Here is a 15,587-nt window from a genome sequence, read left to right on the forward strand (position 1 = left end):
GGGTAACGGAAGGGGCAGGCAGATCAACCCTGACGGGGGGTCGACCGTGATGGTGCGCAAAGTCCCGCACGACAATGCCACGAAGGACTCGGAGAGCCGGGCGGCCGCCGGCGCGCATCGGCTGACACGGCCGATGCGCGTGCTGGTCATGCTGCTGGCCTTCGCCGGGATGGTGGCCTTCGGAGTGGTACTGGCCCGGCTGACCCTGGAACCCTCGGCTGCCTCGGAATCGCTGACGCACAGCAACCTGCGGCCAGGTGACTCCGTCCGCGAGTACCTCGCCCGACCGGCCTTCCGTGACACCGCCAAGCAGCTCGGCGGCAATATCGCGCTGGGTGTTCCGTTCGGCCTGCTGCTGCCCGTACTGGTGCCCCGCGCCCGGGGGCTCCTCCGCGTCGCCGCTGTCACCGCGGTGGTGATGTTGCTGGTCGAACTGGTCCAGGGCGCCCTCATCACGGGCCGGGCTTTCGACATCGACGATGTGCTGCTCAATACGGCGGGCGCCCTGCTGGGCTATCTGGTGATCGGCCGCAGGCTGGGCCGGGCCGTCCACCCCCGGCGTCGTCACTGGTGGCACCGCTTCACCGGACATCGGACTCCCCGCGAACGTGAGTGAGCGGGTCCGGCATGGCCCAGCCGTTCACGCTCACGCCAGTGGGGCAGGGAGCTGCCCGCCCCCGGCCGCGATCGGTCACCGCCGGGCGACGACGACCCCGTCGTCCCCGGCGCCGATGACGGCACCCGTGGCCCGCAGCGCGGCGGTCACCGGCTGGAAGAACGTCTCGCCTCCCTGGGTGCAGTCACCACTGCCGCCGGAAGTGAGCCCCACAGCCGACTCGCCGGCGAACAACGCGCCTCCGCTGTCACCGGGTTCGGCGCACACATCCGTCTGGATGAGACCGTTGACGACGTCCCCGTTGCCGTAGTTCACCGTCGCGCCCAAGCCGGTGACGGTGCCGCCCTTCAGTCCCGTCGTGCTGCCGACCCGCTGCACCCGCAGCCCCACACTCGCCTCGGCGGCGCCGGTGATCCGCTGGACCGTGCCGTTGAGCAGGTCGACCGCGCTCGCCGGACGGGCGGCGGGGTCGTCGTACTTCACCAGGGCGAAGTCGGCGCCGGGGAACTGCGTCTCCACCACGCTGCCCAGGCGCACAGCACCGGCCTGGTCCGCGGTCCAGGACCGCGAGGCGTTGCCGCAGTGCCCCGCGGTGAGGAAGGCCGGCGCCCCCTGCGCCGTGACATTGAAGCCGAGGGAGCAGCGGGCCCCGCCACCGAAGATGGCGCTGCCACCGACCGGACCGCCCGCGCCGGAACCACCGGCTGCCGAACCACCGGCCCCGGAACCGCCCGTACGGGCGCCGCCGTCGTACCGCCTGAACTCGCCCGGTGAACGCTTGAGCCGCACCAGCCCGCCCATCCGGTCGGTGACCTTCGTGAGCGCGTCCAGTCTGCTGCCGGTCACGGTCCTGTCGGCGGTGACCACGACCTCGTTCGTCCGCGGATCCATCGACCAGGCGGTGCCGGGCATCGAGGCGTCGCTGCTCAGCGTGCGGGCGGCGGCCTTCAGTGCGGCGGCGCTGTTCCGTACGATCCGTGGAACGGCCCCCTCCGCACCGACCCGGCGCGCGGCGTCCTCGGACACCACGTTCACCACCATGTGGCCCGTGGCGCCGTCCACGTACCAGCCTGCTGTCTTCTCCCGGACCTCCGGGTCGAGCGAGGCCGCGAGCCGGCCGGCCGACTGCGAGGTGAACGTCCGAGGCGTACTTGCGTTGTCCGTGTTCGCGTTGGCGTGGGGGAGCAGCATCGCCGCTGCCGCGAGGCCGGCGGCAGCGGCGGCGGCGACAGCGACGCCGCTGCGACGTGTGACACGACGGTGGTTCAACGGAAGGACCTCCAGCTCGGAGCGGGGGGATGCGTACGAACGCCCAGGAATCGTGTGTTCCGATGCTCGTACGCGCTTGCCATCCAGTCGTACGGGCCCGGCGCGCGCCGGTCTCACGGCTGCTCAGGATGTGATGAATTCCGGCACGCGCCCCCGCTTGGCCGTAAGCTTCTCCGGTTGCGGTACGGCCGTCGCTCACGGAGGAGGCCACGGTGTCCGTGCGCACCACCGGCGACCTCGGCGTCGCCCACCGCACCCGCGCGCGGCGTGCCCTGATCGCGGGCTCGGTGGGCAACTTCATCGAGTGGTACGAGTTCGGGGTGTACGGCTGCTTCGCCACGGTCTTCGCCGCCAACTTCTTCAGCGGCGACACCGGGGGCGGCGGCACCGAGAGTCTCGTGAAGTCCTACGCGTCGTTCGCGCTGGCCTTCTTCTTCCGGCCGCTGGGCGCGGCCCTGTTCGGCCGGGCCGGGGACCGGTTCGGCCGACGCCCCGCCCTCGTCCTGGCGCTGCTCCTCATGACGGGCTCCACCACCGCGATCGGACTCCTGCCCACCTACGCGACGCTCGGGGCCGCCGCCCCCTGGGTCCTCACTTCCGTCCGGGTGCTGCAGGGCCTTTCCGCGGGCGGGGAGTTCGGTGGCGCGGTGGCGCTGATGACGGAGTCCGCCCCGCGCGGGCGACGCGGGCTGTACGGGGCGTGGCAGTCGTTCACCGTCGCCCTGGGCCTGCTCGCGGGCGCGGCGCTCGCGGTGGGGGCGGCGACGGCCCTCGGGCAGGGCGCGCTGTACGACTGGGGGTGGCGGGTGCCGTTCCTGCTGGCCCTGCCGCTCGGTCTGGCCGCGCTGTGGCTCCGGTTGCGGCTCGACGAGACGCCCGCGTTCCGGGACACCCGCCCCGGTGGCGGGTCGCCTCGCGCGGGCGCGGTTCCGGCGTCGCCGGGCGAGGTGTGGCGGGCGGTCGTGGTGGGCATCGGCCGGATCATGGGCTGGTCGGCGGCCGGCTACACCTTCCTGGTCGTCCTCCCGGCCTACCTCCAGCACACCCTCGGCGCCACGTTCCAGGAGGCTTTGGCCGCCACGGTGCTCGCCGATCTCGGCTTCGCCCTGTCGATCCTCCCCGCCGGGGCGCTGAGCGACCGCGTCGGCCGCCGTCCCGTCATGGTCGCGGGCGCGGGGCTGGTCGTCCTCCTCGCGCTTCCGCTGCTGGGTGTCGTGCGGAGCGAGGGGGCGCCGACGGCTGCCAAGGGACTCGCGGTCCTCCTCGCGGGGGCGGTGGTCGGACTGATGGCGGGCCCGGGGCCGGCGATGCTGGCGGAGATGTTCCCCACCAGGGTGCGCTGTACGGGCCTGGGCCTGGCCTACTCGCTCGCCAACGCGGTCTTCTCCGGCTGCGCCGGCCTCGTCGTCACCGAACTGGCCGGGCGGACCGCCGACCCCGACATCCCGGCCTACTACGCCATGGCGACCTGCGCGGTCAGCGTTCCGGCGCTGCTGACCCTGCGCGCCGACGACCACCGGCGCGCGTTGCGGGACTGAACGCGAGGGAGCGGGGGAGCACACTGGTGGCCATGCGCGTGATCGGTCTGATGTCGGGAACGTCCCACGATGCCGTCGACGCGGCGGCGGCCGATCTGCGGCTCGACGCCGACACCCTTCACCTGACGCCCCTGGGCATGGTCGGCCAGGAGTACGACGAGCACCTGCGCGCAGGACTCGCCGCCGCGCTGCCCCCGGCGGACGTCACCCTCGAAACCGTCTGCAAGCTGGACACCCTGATCGGCCGGACCTTCGGCGAGGTCGCCCACCGGGCCGACCGCGAACTGTGCGGAGGCCGGGCGGAGCTCATCGCCTCCCATGGGCAGACCGTCTTCCACTGGGCGGAGAACGACCGCGTCCAGGGCACTCTCCAGATCGGCCGGCCGTCCTGGATCGCCGAGCGCACGGGGCTTCCCGTCGTCTCCGACTTCCGGTCGCGCGATGTGGCCGCGGGCGGGCAGGGCGCCCCGCTGGTCGCCATCGTGGACCTCATGTGGCTGCGCGACAGACCGGGCCGCCCGGTCGCGCTCAACCTCGGCGGCATCGCCAACATCACGGCGGGCAGCGGCCCGAAGGGCCCTCTCGCGTACGACACCGGGCCCGCGAACGCCCTGATCGACGCCGCCGTCCGGCACTTCTCGCACGGCCGTCGCACCTTCGATGCCGACGGCGCCCTGGCCGCCCGGGGCACGGTGCACAGGCCGCTCCTGGACCGGCTGCTCGCCGACCCGTACTACGCGCGGCCCGCCCCGAAGACCACCGGCAAGGAACTCTTCCACCTGCCCTACCTGCTGGCCGCACTGTCCGGGCTGCCCGGGGCGGCTCCCCCGGAGCCGGAGGACATCGTCGCCACGGTCACCGCCCTCACCGCCCGCACGGTGGCCGACGCCGTGAGGGAGTGCGCGGGCACCGAGGTCATCGCTTCCGGGGGCGGCACCCACAACCCGACGCTGATGCGCATGCTCGCTGCCGCGCTGCCCGGCGTCCCGGTGCGCACCTCCGACGCGTTGGGCATGCCGTCGGCGGCCAAGGAGGGCTACGCCTTCGCGGTGCTGGGGTTCCTGACCGCGCACGGCCTGCCGGGGACGGTGCCGGCGTGCACGGGGGCCCGGCACGCGAGCATCCTCGGCTCGCTCACCCCTGGCTCCGGCCCCCTGCGGCTGCCCCCTGCGGCGGCCGGCGGCGCGCCCACCCGGCTGAGGGTGGGGGGACAGCCTTGAGGGACGGCAGCTCTGGGCAACGGTGCCGCAGGGCGGTGTGATTGGCTACGCCGTATGGGTCTCAGGCGAGTGTTCCCCGGGTGTACGTGTGTGCAGCCGAGCTGTCTCACCGGAGGTGCCGGGCGCTGTCCCGCCGTCCGACTGGGGGCCGGTTCATGAACGTACGCCGCGCGCCGTCGGTGTCCGGCCGTGTTCCGACTCCGAAGGCGGCGCCCCCCTTCGACCCCGAACTGGACGCCGTGCTGGCGGCCTTGGGCAAGGAGTCGAGGGAGCCGGTCACCCCGGACAATCTTGAGGCCCGGCAAAAGCGGGATGCCACGGCCCGGCCCAGGCCGACGGCCGAGGACCTCCGCGCCGACGGCCGTTTCGAGGTGACGGAGTTCTGTGTGCCGGGACCGCCGGGCGGACCGGACGTCACGCTCGTGAGCGCGCGGCCCTCCGGGCTCGTCGGGCCGCTGCCTCTGCTGTACTACATGCACGGCGGCGCGATGATCATGGGCAACGCGTGGTCCGTGCTTCCCCGGATCCTTCGCGAGTGGGCCCTCCCGCTGGAACTGGCTGTCATCTCGGTCGAGTACCGCTTGGCACCGCGGGCGCGGTATCCGGAACCGCTGGAGGACTGCTACGCCGGACTCGTCTGGGCGGCCGAGCACGCGGCCGAACTGGACATCGACGCGGACCGCATCGTCATCGGAGGGAAGAGCGCCGGCGGCGGGCTCGCCGCGGCCCTGGCCCTGCTGACCCGCGACCGCGGCGGTCCCGGGCCCCTGGGGCAACTCCTGCTGTGCCCGATGCTCGACGACCGCGGCAGCACCTTCTCCAGCCATCAGATGACGGGCCTCGGAATCTGGGACCTCACCTCCAACGAGACCGCGTGGAAAGCCCTGCTGGGTGACCGCTACGGGGCCGCGGACCTGCCGCCTTACGCGGCCCCCGCCCGCGCCACGGACCTTTCCGGACTCCCGCCGGCCTATATCGAGGCCGGGTCGGCCGAGATGTTCCGGGACGAGGACGTGGCCTACGCGAACGCGATCTGGCAGGCCGGCGGCCAGGCCGAACTGCACGTATGGCCCGGTGCCTGCCACGGCTTCGACGGCTTGGCACCGCGGGCGGCCCTCAGCCAGGACGCACGCGACGCCCGTACCCGCTGGCTCCGGCGCCTCCTCGCGCAGTCCGGCGAGAGGAGCCGACCTGCGGGATGAGCGGGAATGAGCGGGACGCCGAGCCGCGTCGGAGAGAGCGTCGGGCGCGCCGAATTCCCCGGCACCTCCGGTGTATTTCCCCGGCACCGTCACCTCGCCCCGGGCCGTAACCAGGCTGTGCTGTGAACGGCCGCGAGCCCGGCCGTAATTCGCTTGCCCTGACCACGGGTCAACACTGCACTGTGATCAGGCACCACGAGTCGTGGTGCCGGTATTGCGGGGAGGCAGCGGCGGCAATGGAAATTCGTTCCACGACCGATGAGGACCTTGACGTCTTCGTCGACACACTCCATGCCGCGTTCGGGCTCTTCCCGGAAACCCCGACCGAGGGCGGCGGGCTCTGGTGGTCGGCGCTCGAAATGGACCGCTGCCTGGTCGCCCTGACGGCGGACGGGCGGCCCGTCGGCACCGCCGCCGCGCACTCCTTCGAGCTCACCCTGCCCGGTGAGACCCTCGTCCCGGCCGCCGGGGTGACCGCCGTCGGCGTCCTGCCCTCGCACCGGCGCCAGGGCGTGCTCAGCGCCATGATGCGGCATCAGCTCACCGAGCTGCGGGCCCGCGGGGAGTTCCTCTCCGTGCTGCTGGCCTCGGAGGCCCCGATCTACGGCAGGTTCGGCTACGGACCGGCGACGTACACGGCGCGGCTGACGGTGCCGCGCCACAAGGCCGCCCTCGCCGTTCCCCGGGCGCGCGGAGTGGTCGACGCACCGGCGACCGGCTCGGTCGAGGTGCTGCGGCGTGCCGAGTGCCAAGAGATTCTGGAAGAGGTCTACGACCGGTACCGCCGCGCCCAACCCGGTGCGCTGTCCCGGCCGCACCGCTGGTGGGCCTTGCGCGCGGGGCAGCCCCCGATCTCGCCGGCGCCGCGCTACGTCGCCGTTCACCGTGACGCCGACGGCGTCCCGGACGGGTACGCCAGCTACTCGATCGGCGAGTCCGAGACCTTGACGGTCGACGAGACCATCGCCACCGACGACGCCGTCTTCACGGCCCTGGCCCGGTTCGTACTCGGACACGACCTGGTCTCTCAGGTCGTGTTCAAACACGTCCCGCCCGAGCACCCGCTGCGCTGGCAGCTCGCGGACTTCCGCGCCGGCGAGGTGAGCGGCGACACCGACTGGCTCTGGGTGCGGCTGCTGGACGTTCCGCGTGCGCTGACCGCGCGCGGCTGGTTCATGGACGGCGAGCTCGTCCTCGACGTCGAGGACCCGTTCCTCGGCGAGCACGGCCGCTACCTGCTGACCGTCCGGGACGGCAAGGCCGACTGCGTCCCGACGGACCGGGAGCCCGACCTGTCCCTGGACGTGAGCGACCTGGGCTCGGTCTACCTCGGCGGCACCGCCCCGAGCACGCTCGTGCGTGCCGGACACATCCGGGCCCACCGCCCGGGCGCGGCCGCCCTCGCCGACGCCCTCTTCCGCGCCGAGCGCTCCCCGCACTGCCTGCACTGGTTCTGACCGCGCGCTCGCCGCCCCTGCGCAAGTCTCGGCAGCCGGGCTCCAAGCTGGTCGCCCGACATGGGCGCGCTCGCCCCCACGGCCGTGTGCGACGAACTCGTCCGCCATCGCGCGACAGCCCTCCTCCTGCTGACCGGCCACCCGGAGCCGGCGCGGACCGGGCGCGCATCGCCGAATCCTGGCCGCGCGTCGCTGTCGAGGGCACCCGCGGGCAGATCCGGTTCTCCCGCACGCCGGGCATCAGCGTTTGGCAATGGGCCTGGACGTCAGTCCAAGTCGTTGATCGGGATCCGGCGGAACCCGATCGCTTCCGGATCCTTCACACCGGCTGAGACAGCACGGAGGCCGGAACCTCCTCAGCCTCCCACCGTCCGTCAGGAAGCGGCTCAGGAGGCCGAACGACCGGCCGCTGCGGCGAGCATGATCTCCCTGACTCGGTCGACGTACTTCGGCACGCCCGCCGCTGCCTCCGGCGTGTCCGGCATGTTGACCACCAGGTCGGCCCGGTCGGGGAACCAGCTGATCCACAGGGATACGCCCCGGGCGTTGTCGGGGCCGGCCAGTACGGTGGCGTCCGCGCGCAGGTAGTCGCGGGAGCCCGGTGCGGTGCGGCCGTCCAGGTAGGAGACCATGGGCGGGATGGACGGGACGTCGCCGCCCAGGAGTTCGATCGCCCGGTGCAGCGGCACGTCGTATCCGGCGCGGGCGCGCTGGAAGCCCTGCTGGGCGGCGGCGATCGCGTCGGCCAGGGTCGGGGAGGCGGGGAGCCGGAACAGGAGCGGCACGAAATTGACCAGCCAGCCGTGGACCTGGAGCAGCTGGGGATAGGCCCTGGTCGACACGACGGTGAGCACGCGGTAGACGTCGTTGCCGGTGAACTCCCGCTGCGCGAGTGCCAGTGCGGCGAAGGCGCCCGCACCGAACCCGCCGCCGTGCCGGGCGCAATACGCGCGGAACGCGCGTGCCTGGGCGCCTGTGAGCACCGGGTACTGGACTCGCGTGCCGGGCAGCAGTTCGTCGGCGTCGTTGCCCACCCCGACGGGGAAGTCGGGGAAGCCGCCGTCCCCCGCGGCCAGGAACTCCGACCATAGGGCGAGTTCCGGTGCGGACGCCGTCAGGGACGCGGAGCGTTCCCGCTCGCGGAGGTTGTGGTCCAGATAGCCGGGTGCCGGTGCCAGGTCGGCCGGGGCGCCGTCGAGGGCCGCGTGATATCGGGTGCGGACCTCGTCGAACAGCAGCGCCAGGGAGTGCCCGTCGGTATAGGCGTGGTCCACCGCGACGTACACCGTGGACACCGCGTCCCGTCGGATCACGCCGGCCAGCAGACCCGGCCGGCTCACCGCGGTCCGCTCATCGATCCGCCGGTGCAGGTAGGCGCGCAGGTCGGCCGAGTCCGTGAAGTCGCCGACGTGCGACGGACGCATCGTGAGGGATTCGGGTGGCAGGCGGAACCCGGGCAGGTGCTCGGTGTCCGGCTCGTACCAGGTGTGGAACGCCTCGTGGCGCCGTACGAGTCCCTGCCATGCGGCGGTGAGCGCGTCGAGATCGGCCCGGCCCGGGAGGTCGAACTTCATGGCCACCCAGGGCGATTGCCGTCGCCCGGTGGCGCGGTGGGCGGCCGCCAGCTGCCAGTGCACGCGCTGGAAGTGTGACGCGGGCACGTCGTGCGGTACGGGCGCCCGGTCGGTGGTCAGCTCGAATTCGACCACTTCGCCCGGCTCGGGGCGCCAGTCGAGGATCTGGGTCATACGCACGGTGGGGTCTCCTCCTCCATCGGTGGGCCGGCCTAGGCGGGCGTGGGTACGGCTTCGGCCCGGTGGGCGTCCGCGGCGCGGGCGGCGGCCTGTGCGGCGGCCAGGACGAAGCGTCCGACATTGGCGCGCGCCACGGCCGTGTCGGGGAAGCGCGTCGACAGGTGCACTCCGCGCTCACCTCTGGTCAGCCACAGGTACACCGCGGGCCGGCCGTGGATCCGGCTGCGCAGCATGACGTCGTCGGGCTGTGGCGGGGTGCCGGCCACCCGGCGCACGTCGAAATAGGACACGACGAACCGCGGGCGGATCTCCCTGCGCAGCATCCGGCTGATGTGGGGCAGCGAACTGCCCGGCCCCGGCCGGCGGCGGCGCAGTTCGGCGGTGGCGAGGGCGACGGTGTCGGCGAAGGTCGCGCCGGGGGCTGTCGGGATCCGCACCGGGTGCAGTCCGACGAGCCAGCCCGGCACCGTTCGCCAGTGGTCGAGCCGGGTGTTGGCCAGGCTGATGACGGACAGGTGCCGCTCACCCGCGACCTTCGCGGCGGCGAGCGCGAGGCAGGCGAGCAGGCCCGAGGCGGTGGTGCCTCCGGCCGCGCTCGACGCGGCGGCGAACCTGGTGGTCGCCGGTCCGTCGAGAAGCCGACGGTAGGTGCTGCACTGCGTGAGCGGCACCTCGGACGCGCCGAGCGGCAGGGGGAAAGCGGGTGTCCTGCCGTGGGCGTGGCGCAGCAGGGACCGCCAATGGTCCGCGTGCTCAGGGCCCATGGGAGCTCGGTCGGTGAGGACCCGTTCCTCGGCCCCGACGTCCAGGAAGGTCGGCCCGGTCGGGTCCGCGGCGCGGCCTGCCAGGACGTCGCGGATCTGCCCGGGGACCATGGCGAGCGTGTAGGCGTCCACGACACCGTGGTCCGCCCCTGCGAACACCGTCACCCCCTCCGCGCCCTCGACCGTCGCGAAGACCACCTGCGGCCAGCCCAATGGGCCGGTGCCACGGTCGAAGAACGCCTCGATCTGCCGGCGGACCGAGGCGTCGTCGGCGAAGACGCCGATGTCCTCGCGTCGCAGCGCGACCGCGCTCGCCGGGAGGGTGCGGCGCACGCAGCGCTCGCCGACCGGCACCAGCCTGCTGCGCAGGTGCTCATGTCCGCGCAACCAGGCCGACAACGCGGAACCGACCTGGTGCGGGCCGGCTCGGCCCACGCCGAACGACACCCCGATCCACGCCGGATCCACGTGCCGCGGCCCCCGCGCCGCCGCGGTACGCACGTGGTGCTCGTGGACGAGCGCGGGAGCCCGTGGGTCGTCCGCCCAGGCCGGGGCCGAGGCGGTGGGTGTCCAGAACACCAGTCGGCCGGCGGGAACGGTACTGTCGCCCAATTCTGTGAATTCCAATGTCTCACCGATCAGGAAAAGTGCGGCGCCGGCCTCGGACCATCATCACGATGCTCTCCTTATGACGCCTCGGTGTGGCTTGCCGAAGTTATCCGGTCGCGATGAAACAAAGATGAAGTGGGGAGGTGTTCGCTGGTCACGCAGATCTGCGCGCCATGGTCGGCAGAACCCCTCTTGTTGGCCCAAGAACGCGCTGGTAGCTTCGGCCCCCGTCATTCATTCCGCGCTGCTCCGATTCTCGATCGCAGCCGACGGAGGGTAAATCAATGAACGTAAGAGCAGTGAGCCGATCCCCCCGAGCATCAGCCGACGCCGGACCGTCCATGGACTATGCCGCGCTGCGCCGCGACCCGGAATACGCCGAGTTGAACCGCGCGCTGCTCGACCTGGTCCCGGCCGGTTCCGGGCCGTCCGTGCTCGATCTGGGGTGCGGCGACGGAGCCGTCAGCGAACAACTGCTGCTGCGCGACCCGTCCATGTCCCTGGTCGGCGCCGATCCCGAGCCGTCCCTGCTCGAGGCGGCACGGGCCCGCCTGGGCGACCGGGCCCGCTTCGTCGTGGGCGACGCGGCCTCCGTCTCCCGGCTGTTCCCGCCGGACTCCTTCGACACCGTCGTGCTGGCCAACTGCGTTCATCTCGTCCCGGACCTCGACGAGGCGCTCGACGCGATCGGGCGGGTTCTCAACCCTGGCGGACGCCTGATATTCAACTCGGCCTTCTACTCGGGCGCGGAGACCGCGGCCGACCTGCCCCTGTACGCCGAGCTGGTCGGCACGGCCCGCCGCGTCGCCCGGACGCTGGGGCTCCCGCTGGCCCGGTCGTCCGCCGGCCGGCCCTCGGGGCTGCGCAGGAGCGTCGGGGACTATCAGGCCGCCCTCGACGCGGGCGGCTTCACCGGCGTGGTCACCACCGAGCGGGAATTCACCCTCGGCCCGCGCTTTCTCGCCGCATTGTGCTCGACGCCGATGTTCGCCGCCACCGCGCTACCCGGGATCGAACGGCATGTCGCCGCGGGACTGCTCACCGAGACGATGGAGCGGCAATACGAGCACGCCCCGTTCACGATCACGCGGCGCTGCGTGTACTTTTCCGCTGTCCGGCCATGAAAACCTCACGAAAGGACTGCTCCATGACCGAGGCATTGAACGTGGTCACCCGGGCCATCATCGGTATCCGGCCCGACCTGGGCGAATCCCGGGCGGCGATAACCCGCGACGCGGCCATATTCTATGCCGCCGACCCCGACCAGCCGGTATTGGGACTCGACTCCATGGAGGCGCTCGAACTGATCGCCGTGCTGGAGCAGGAATTCGGGGTCCAGCTGGCGGACACCAGCATCAGGATCACCGACCTCCACACCGTCGGAGACGTGGTCGACGCCATGTCGGGGACGCTGTGATATCCAGGGCGACGCGCGACCGCGTACTGGTGACCGGCATCGGCGTCGAGTCGTGCGCGGGCGGCACACCGGACGCGTTGTGGGACGCCCTGTCCGCGGGCCGGCCCGCGATCTCGGCGCTGGAACTCGAGGAACCGCTGCCGTGCCAGGTCGGCGGAGTGGTCAAGGGGTTCGACCCCCGGGAGCACATGTCCGCCCAGCAGGTACGCCGTACGTCACGCTTTCAGCAGTTGTTGTTCGCCGCGGCGATGAAGGCGCGGGCGGACGCGGGGCTGCGCGTACCGCCGGGAGCGCTGTACGTCGGCACCGGCGGGGGAGGGCTCGACGAGACCGCGCAGCTCGTGACCGTACTGCGCCGGGACGGGTGGTCGCGGATGAACCGGCTCGGCCTGCTCCGTCTGCTGCCCAACCAGGCCGCCGGACTCGTCGCCCAGGAACTGGACATCACGGGCCCGGTGCTCACCCTCTCGACCGCCTGCGCCGCCTCGACGGACGCCATCGGAGCCGGAATGCGCGCGGTGCGCGACGGCATCGCCGACGTGGTCCTCGTCGGCGGTGTGGAGAGCTGGCTGGACCTGCCGTGCCTGGCGTCGTTCTGCCTGCTGGACGCGCTCTCCCAGCGACCCGCGGCGCAGGCGGCGAGCGCGTCCCGGCCGTTCGACCGCGACCGCGACGGCATGGTGCCGGCCGAAGGCGCCGCCGTGCTCGTGCTGGAGTCCGAACGCTCCGCGCTACGCCGTGGCGCGACCGTACACGGCGAGGTGCTCGGCGCCGCGTCCACCTGCGACGCCCACCACCCCTTGGCTCCCCGGTCGGACGGCTCGGTAGCGGCCAGGACGATCGAGCTGGCCTGCGCCGACGCCGGCCTCGACACCGCTGCCGTGGACCTGGTCAGCGCGCACGGCACATCGACACCGCTCAACGACCGTGCCGAAACCGCGGCCGTCAAGCTCGCGTTCGGCTCCCACGCGCGGCACGTGGCGATCACGGCACCCAAATCGGTCATCGGCCACGCCTGCGGCGCGTGCGGGGTGTTGGAGAGCGTCGGCGTGCTGCTCGCCATGCGCGAGAAGTACGTGCCGCCCACCGCGAACCTGGACAACCCCGACCCCGAGTGCGATCTGGACTACACCCCGGTCGTGGGACGACCCGCCGCGATCCATGTCGCCATCAAGCAGAACTTCGGATTCGGCGGCCAGAACTCGGCGGTCGTCTTCGGCTCCGCGTGACCGTACCGGGCGACGCCGCGCCGCCCTGGGACGTACCTCTCAGGTCCTCGGCGCGGCGCGGCGGCGATCGCCGTCACCGAGGGGGCGCGGCACCGCCCGACCCCGCCGGCCGGCGGGGACCACGGGACGCCCGGTAGTTACGGGCGAGGTGGTCCTGGAGGCGGGCGTGGCGGAACTGGTAGACCGCGCCGGCCTGGCGGAGCACGCCCCGTTGATAGGCGTCCTCCAGGAAGGCGACGAGGGCCCAGGGCAGCCGGCCGGTCAGCGGCAGCCAGATCCGGGCGAAGACCACCCACTGACCCCAGGCGGTCAGGCCGAGTACGTATCCGAAGGCGCCGCCGAGCCCGCTGATGAGGCCGAGCTTGATCGAGGCCGTGAGGTCCCAGACGAGCGGTCCCAGGAACGCCGACATGGGCCGGATCACCACCCCGGACCCGACGCCGACCAGGAGCCCGAAGGCGGCTGCCCAGACGATGAACTGGGCGACGACCGTTCGGCGGTTCGTCCGCAGGAGGCCGACCGGGTTGACGGCGGACCGGATGTCGAGAGGGGCTTCGAGAAGGGCCAGGAGCGCGAGGGTGGGGCCGGCTCCCAGCGCGAACACGAGCCCGAAGAGTATGCCGTCGTCGAGACCGATGTGCAGGGCGGTGGAGAGGCCGAGGCGGCGGAGGGAGCCGATGAGCACTCCGTGGATGAATCCGTAGCCGAAGCCGAAGACCAGCCCGAACAGCGAACCGATCAGGAACCGGGTGGCGGTTCCCCGCCTGACGTTGCCCGCCCTGCTGAACACCTTCATGCCCACGTTGGAGGGCGGCACCGCCGTGTCCTTGGCCGCGACCATGAACCAGTACGCGAGCCCGAGCGTGACCCCGGCGAGGAGCCCCACCACCAGTCCGTCCGCGAGTTGGAAGCCGAACGGATCGAAGAGGGCGCCCACGGCACAGTCGACGAACCCGATGGTCAGGCAGATCACCGACGCGATCACCAGCGTGCGAGTGGAGCGGCGCAGCCCTGAGCCGAACCGCCACCATTCCAGGTTGGGGGTGTCGAGCCGGGCCAGGTGGTGGGCGAGGCAACCGAGCCAGTACCGGGCGCGATCCGGGTCGAAGCCGCGGGGTGGGCCGCCGGCCGGGCGGTGGCCCGGGCGAAGGCGGTAGGCGGTGGCGATGAAGTTGTCGAGAAGGTGGGTCTCCAGCTCCTCGGCGCTCCCGAATCGACCGGTGTCCAGGAGCGAGGCCGGGTCACGGTCGGGGGTGTCGCTGTAGACGGCGCGGGCGAGCGTGACCATCAGCGGGGTGGTCAGCACCGCGGCGAGGTGGGCACCGTCCTGGCCGCGCGGCCGCTCGCGCAGCTCGCTCAGCACGGGGTCCCACGCGGTCGTCGCGGGATCCCCGCCGTGAGCCTTGCGCGTGGTGCGCGGCAGGTAGTCGGCCAGGTCGCCCAGGGTGAGATCGGCGAGATCCACCGCGGCGGCGGAAGTGAGCACGTCGGTCTCCGCCACGGCGGCCGCGTACTCGGACGGACGACCCGTCAGCAGCAGGGGAAGAGTGGTGGCGTTGAGCGCCTCCAGCGCGGGGCGATTCAGACCGTCGGCGATCTCGTCGAAGCCGTCCAGCACGGGGAGTATCCGGCCGGACTCGACCAGTGCGGCGGCCAGGCTCGGGCCGCCCGGCCCCGGGGCGGCGAGACCAGGATGATCACGGGTCAGCTGCGCGGTCAGCCAGTCCCGGAACGTGACGGCGGTGGGATCCCACGCGCCGATACTGAAGATCACCGGTACGGGCTCGGTGCGGGCCCTCGACTTCAGGTAGTCCAGGACGAACCGCATGGCGAGAATCGTCTTCCCGGAACCGGGCCGGCCCAGCACGACCAGCCGCCCGGACGGGATCCGCCGGTACACGCCCGCGATCTCGTCCAGCCGACCGCTGAGGTCCAGCGGGCCGTGCGTGCCCCCGGCGGGCAGGCGCCGGATGTTGGCCCAGTGGTCGGTGAGCTCCTCGGGAGCCGGCCGCCAGTGCACCGGCAGCGGGTACGGGTCGTGCACCTGCCGTTGCTCCTCCTCGCGCTGCCAGCGGGCGGCCACCGCGTGGGCGAGCTGCTCGGCGACGTCGGTCAGGGTGTCGTGCAACACCGACGCCGGCGGCCCGGGAGCCGGTTCGACGTGGTCGGCCGAGTCGTCCGGCCGGCTCGTGTCCTCGGCCCGGCGAACGGCGGCCGCCAGCAGTGCCTCGCGTTCGGCCGGTTTCAGCCCGAGCGCGTCGGCCAGCAGCCGCACCGTGGTCACCCTGGGGTCGGCGCGCTCACCCGTCTCCAACCCGCGGATGGTGCGCACACCCACTCCGGCGCGCTCCGCCAGAGCCTCCTGGGTCATTTCCGCGTTGTGCCGCAGCCGCCGTAACAGCGTGCTGAACTCACTGGCCACAGGTCACGGCCTCCCGCTCGGATATGTTGTTTTCCCAGGTGGGGAATCTAGCGTGGCCACCGGCCGGATACGGCCGGTACCCCTGGCCTG

12 protein-coding genes and 1 pseudogene are annotated in these 15,587 nt (G+C 72.5%); 9 read left to right on the forward strand and 4 right to left on the reverse strand.

Annotated features, from left to right (window positions below; translation table 11 throughout):
• Positions 1-49 precede the first annotated feature (49 nt).
• A complete protein-coding gene (locus tag ACZ303_RS30180; RefSeq protein WP_467343747.1) occupies positions 50-616 on the forward strand; it encodes a VanZ family protein in 567 nt (188 codons plus the stop codon).
• A 75-nt stretch (positions 617-691) separates the two neighbouring features.
• Here the strand turns inward: ACZ303_RS30180 and ACZ303_RS30185 are convergent, their stop codons facing one another.
• Positions 692-1,885 carry a S1 family peptidase gene (locus ACZ303_RS30185; RefSeq protein ID WP_467343658.1) on the reverse strand — a complete coding sequence of 398 codons (1,194 nt, stop codon included), beginning with the start codon at positions 1,883-1,885 and terminating at the stop codon, positions 692-694.
• 212 nt (positions 1,886-2,097) lie between these two features.
• Between ACZ303_RS30185 and ACZ303_RS30190 the strand changes: the two genes are divergently transcribed.
• The 5 genes and pseudogenes from ACZ303_RS30190 to ACZ303_RS30210 form a co-directional block, all read left to right on the forward strand.
• Positions 2,098-3,423 (forward strand): MFS transporter, encoded by a 1,326-nt coding sequence (locus ACZ303_RS30190; RefSeq protein WP_467343659.1) that lies wholly within the window; start codon positions 2,098-2,100, stop codon positions 3,421-3,423.
• A gap of 32 nt (positions 3,424-3,455) precedes the next feature.
• Positions 3,456-4,643 (forward strand): anhydro-N-acetylmuramic acid kinase, encoded by a 1,188-nt coding sequence (locus ACZ303_RS30195; RefSeq protein WP_467343660.1) that lies wholly within the window; start codon positions 3,456-3,458, stop codon positions 4,641-4,643.
• A gap of 155 nt (positions 4,644-4,798) precedes the next feature.
• Positions 4,799-5,845 (forward strand): alpha/beta hydrolase, encoded by a 1,047-nt coding sequence (locus tag ACZ303_RS30200; protein ID WP_467343661.1) that lies wholly within the window; start codon positions 4,799-4,801, stop codon positions 5,843-5,845.
• Positions 5,846-6,081: 236 nt separating this feature from the next.
• A complete protein-coding gene (locus tag ACZ303_RS30205) occupies positions 6,082-7,302 on the forward strand; it encodes a GNAT family N-acetyltransferase (RefSeq protein ID WP_467343662.1) in 1,221 nt (406 codons plus the stop codon).
• Between the two features lie 149 nt (positions 7,303-7,451).
• Positions 7,452-7,634, forward strand: a pseudogene (locus tag ACZ303_RS30210) (ABC transporter substrate-binding protein); the annotation flags it as partial.
• A 54-nt stretch (positions 7,635-7,688) separates the two neighbouring features.
• Here ACZ303_RS30210 and ACZ303_RS30215 read toward each other — a convergent pair.
• Together ACZ303_RS30215 and ACZ303_RS30220 are read right to left on the reverse strand one after the other, a co-directional pair.
• On the reverse strand, positions 7,689-9,050 hold the full coding sequence (locus ACZ303_RS30215; protein ID WP_467343748.1) for a condensation domain-containing protein: 1,362 nt from the start codon (positions 9,048-9,050) through the stop codon (positions 7,689-7,691).
• A gap of 38 nt (positions 9,051-9,088) precedes the next feature.
• Positions 9,089-10,432, reverse strand: coding sequence for a hypothetical protein (locus tag ACZ303_RS30220; RefSeq protein WP_467343663.1), 1,344 nt, complete (start codon positions 10,430-10,432; stop codon positions 9,089-9,091).
• A gap of 338 nt (positions 10,433-10,770) precedes the next feature.
• Between ACZ303_RS30220 and ACZ303_RS30225 the strand changes: the two genes are divergently transcribed.
• From ACZ303_RS30225 to ACZ303_RS30235, 3 genes are read left to right on the forward strand one after another with little or no spacing between them, the layout of a single operon-like run.
• Positions 10,771-11,553: a methyltransferase domain-containing protein gene (locus ACZ303_RS30225; RefSeq protein WP_467343664.1), complete on the forward strand. Its 783-nt coding sequence runs from the start codon at positions 10,771-10,773 to the stop codon at positions 11,551-11,553.
• Between the two features lie 23 nt (positions 11,554-11,576).
• Positions 11,577-11,846 carry an acyl carrier protein gene (locus ACZ303_RS30230; RefSeq protein WP_467343665.1) on the forward strand — a complete coding sequence of 90 codons (270 nt, stop codon included), beginning with the start codon at positions 11,577-11,579 and terminating at the stop codon, positions 11,844-11,846.
• Positions 11,843-13,075 carry a beta-ketoacyl-[acyl-carrier-protein] synthase family protein gene (locus tag ACZ303_RS30235; protein ID WP_467343666.1) on the forward strand — a complete coding sequence of 411 codons (1,233 nt, stop codon included), beginning with the start codon at positions 11,843-11,845 and terminating at the stop codon, positions 13,073-13,075. Before ACZ303_RS30230 ends, ACZ303_RS30235 begins: the two co-directional genes overlap by 4 nt.
• A gap of 73 nt (positions 13,076-13,148) precedes the next feature.
• Here the strand turns inward: ACZ303_RS30235 and ACZ303_RS30240 are convergent, their stop codons facing one another.
• Positions 13,149-15,497 carry an NACHT domain-containing protein gene (locus ACZ303_RS30240; protein WP_467343667.1) on the reverse strand — a complete coding sequence of 783 codons (2,349 nt, stop codon included), beginning with the start codon at positions 15,495-15,497 and terminating at the stop codon, positions 13,149-13,151.
• Positions 15,498-15,587 lie beyond the last annotated feature (90 nt).

This window comes from Streptomyces sp. NPDC023527, from assembly GCF_055560115.1.

Bases quoted from the DNA above. Each gene is read 5' to 3' on its own strand.
- ACZ303_RS30180 (WP_467343747.1), top strand. From the start codon at position 50: ATGGTGCGCAAAGTCCCGCACGACAATGCCACGAAGGACTCGGAGAGC.
- ACZ303_RS30195 (WP_467343660.1), top strand. From the start codon at position 3,456: ATGCGCGTGATCGGTCTGATGTCGGGAACGTCCCACGATGCCGTCGAC.
- ACZ303_RS30200 (WP_467343661.1), top strand. From the start codon at position 4,799: ATGAACGTACGCCGCGCGCCGTCGGTGTCCGGCCGTGTTCCGACTCCG.
- ACZ303_RS30205 (WP_467343662.1), top strand. From the start codon at position 6,082: ATGGAAATTCGTTCCACGACCGATGAGGACCTTGACGTCTTCGTCGAC.
- ACZ303_RS30215 (WP_467343748.1), bottom strand. From the start codon at position 9,050: ATGACCCAGATCCTCGACTGGCGCCCCGAGCCGGGCGAAGTGGTCGAA.
- ACZ303_RS30225 (WP_467343664.1), top strand. From the start codon at position 10,771: ATGGACTATGCCGCGCTGCGCCGCGACCCGGAATACGCCGAGTTGAAC.
- ACZ303_RS30230 (WP_467343665.1), top strand. From the start codon at position 11,577: ATGACCGAGGCATTGAACGTGGTCACCCGGGCCATCATCGGTATCCGG.